2 protein-coding genes are annotated in these 2,241 nt (G+C 39.3%); both read left to right on the top strand.

The window, feature by feature from the left end; translation table 11 throughout:
- Positions 1–323, top strand: a 323-nt coding sequence (locus VU18_RS17735; protein WP_173426836.1) for a Mov34/MPN/PAD-1 family protein, incomplete at its 5' end; no start/stop codon positions are given.
- A gap of 122 nt (positions 324–445) precedes the next feature.
- Positions 446–2,241, top strand: a 1,796-nt coding sequence (hsdR, locus tag VU18_RS16535; RefSeq protein ID WP_047758588.1) for a type I restriction-modification system endonuclease, incomplete at its 3' end; no start/stop codon positions are given.

Raw genomic sequence — 2,241 nt, 5'->3', positions numbered from 1 at the left:
AAATTCTTGACGGTACCGAAATAATTCTTAATAAAGAGGAACTTCTAACACAAGCACTAGAACTAACAGGAAATGCACGATATTTTGTTGGTACATGGCATTCGCATCCACCTAATGCTTCTCTTCAACCTTCTTTGATGGATTTAACTACTATGAAAAATATCGGAAAAAATCTAGTAAATGTATATCCACCTGTTTTTCTGATTGTAAAGTATGTAAATAATAAGCTTATTTTTCAGGCTTATTCGCTAAACGAAAAACTTGAAATTATAGGAATTTATTTTAAGAATATGTCTAACTTAAAAATCTCCGAGTTAGATTAATATTTAATAACATTTAATTAGACTATTATTCATGTAATAAGGAATGATGTTTCTTAATAATGGGCTGGTAATTAGAGCGGTTATTTATTGGAGGAATTGAATCATAGTGGGGGATAAACATGATATCAAGCAACTTCGAATTCTTAAAAGATAAGTGGGAAGTTCTCGCCCGTGTTGGGGAAACGGCGGAACGAAATGTATATCAAAATCCAAACGTGACGATTAGTGAGTTAAGAAAATTTGCAGAAACGATTACAAAATATATTTTAGCTTTAGAAGAAATTAGGGAAGAACGTGGAACTGATCAGCAAGAACGTCTAAGAGTTCTGTTTTACGAGCAAATTATCCCGAAAGAAATATATGACTTATTTACGGTCATTCGGTTGAAAGGGAATGAAGCGGTACATAATCCGAGTTATGGAGAAGTAAACGAAGCAAAAGCTTTATTGCATATGGCGTTCCGAATTGCAGTTTGGTTTATGGAAGTGTATGGCGATTGGTCATTCCAAGCTCCAGAGTATATCGAACCGACACCACAAACATCTATATCAGCAGATGAGTTGGATCATGTAGTTAAGTCATACGAAGAAAAGCTTGCTCAATTGGAAATAGAGCTTGAAAAGATACGGAAAGAACAGCTATATATTAGCAGTGAAGAAAAGCAAAAACGACGTGAATTTTCTCAACGTGCCATCGCTAACTTTGAATTGACGGAGGCAGAAACCCGTATTCTTATTGACCAACAATTACGAGATGCTGGATGGGAGGCTGACTCTGAAAAGTTACGGTTCTCCAAAGGAGTTCGTCCGGAAAAGGGGCGAAACATGGCAATTGCGGAATGGCCTTTAAAACGCGGTTACGCTGATTACGCGCTATTTATTGGCCTTGAACTAGTGGGAATCATTGAGGCGAAACGCGCCAGCAAAGATATTCCATCCGACATTGAACAAGCAAAAGAATATGCAAAATTAGTCGTTCGACATGGTAATGAAGTGATCCATGAGCCGTGGGGAGATTACTTTGTTCCATTTCTCTTTGCGACAAATGGGAGACCATATCTAAAACAGTTAGAGCAAAAATCAGGCATTTGGTTTTTAGATGCCCGAAAATCGACGAACCATCCACGCCCGCTGCAAGGCTGGTACACTCCTCGCGGGTTAAAAAAATTGTTAGAGCAAGATGTCGAACGTTCGGAACAATTTTTGCGTGATGAAAAATTTGATTATCTGAAATTAAGACCTTACCAAGTGAAAGCCATTCAAGCTGTTGAAAAAGCACTGGAAGAGAAAAAACGCAGTATTTTAATCGCAATGGCAACCGGAACAGGGAAAACGAGAATGGCAATTGGTCTCATTTACCGATTGCTCAAAGCAAAGCGTTTTCATCGAATTTTATTCCTTGTCGACCGAAAAGCGCTAGCGGAACAAGCAGAAAGTGCTTTTAAAGAAAGCAAGATGGAAAGTTTTCATACGTTCACCGAAATTTATAGCTTACAATCGTTATACGATCAAAAACCAGATGACGAAACGAAAGTGCATATCGCTACCGTACAAGGAATGTTAAAACGAATTTTTTATAACGACCGCTCGGAAGACATCCCGCCTGTGGATCAGTATGACTGCATTATTGTGGACGAAGCCCATCGCGGTTATACGTTAGATAAAGAAATGGATGAGGTGGAACTGCAATTTAGAGATCATCAAGACTATGTCAGCAAATACCGCAAAGTGCTCGATTATTTTGATGCCGTCCGCATCGGATTGACGGCGACGCCGGCACTTCATACGACGGAGATCTTTGGTCCGCCTGTCTTCACGTATTCTTATCGGGAAGCGGTAGTGGATGGCTATTTAGTCGACCATGAACCCCCGTATCAATTTGAAACGGTGTTGAAAAAAGAAGGGATTACGTGGGCGAA

The organism is Geobacillus sp. ZGt-1, assembly GCF_001026865.1.
GTDB lineage: Bacteria > Bacillota > Bacilli > Bacillales > Anoxybacillaceae > Geobacillus > Geobacillus thermoleovorans.
Note: the sequence above shows the minus strand (reverse complement) of the source record. Positions and strands in the feature narration are given on the sequence as shown.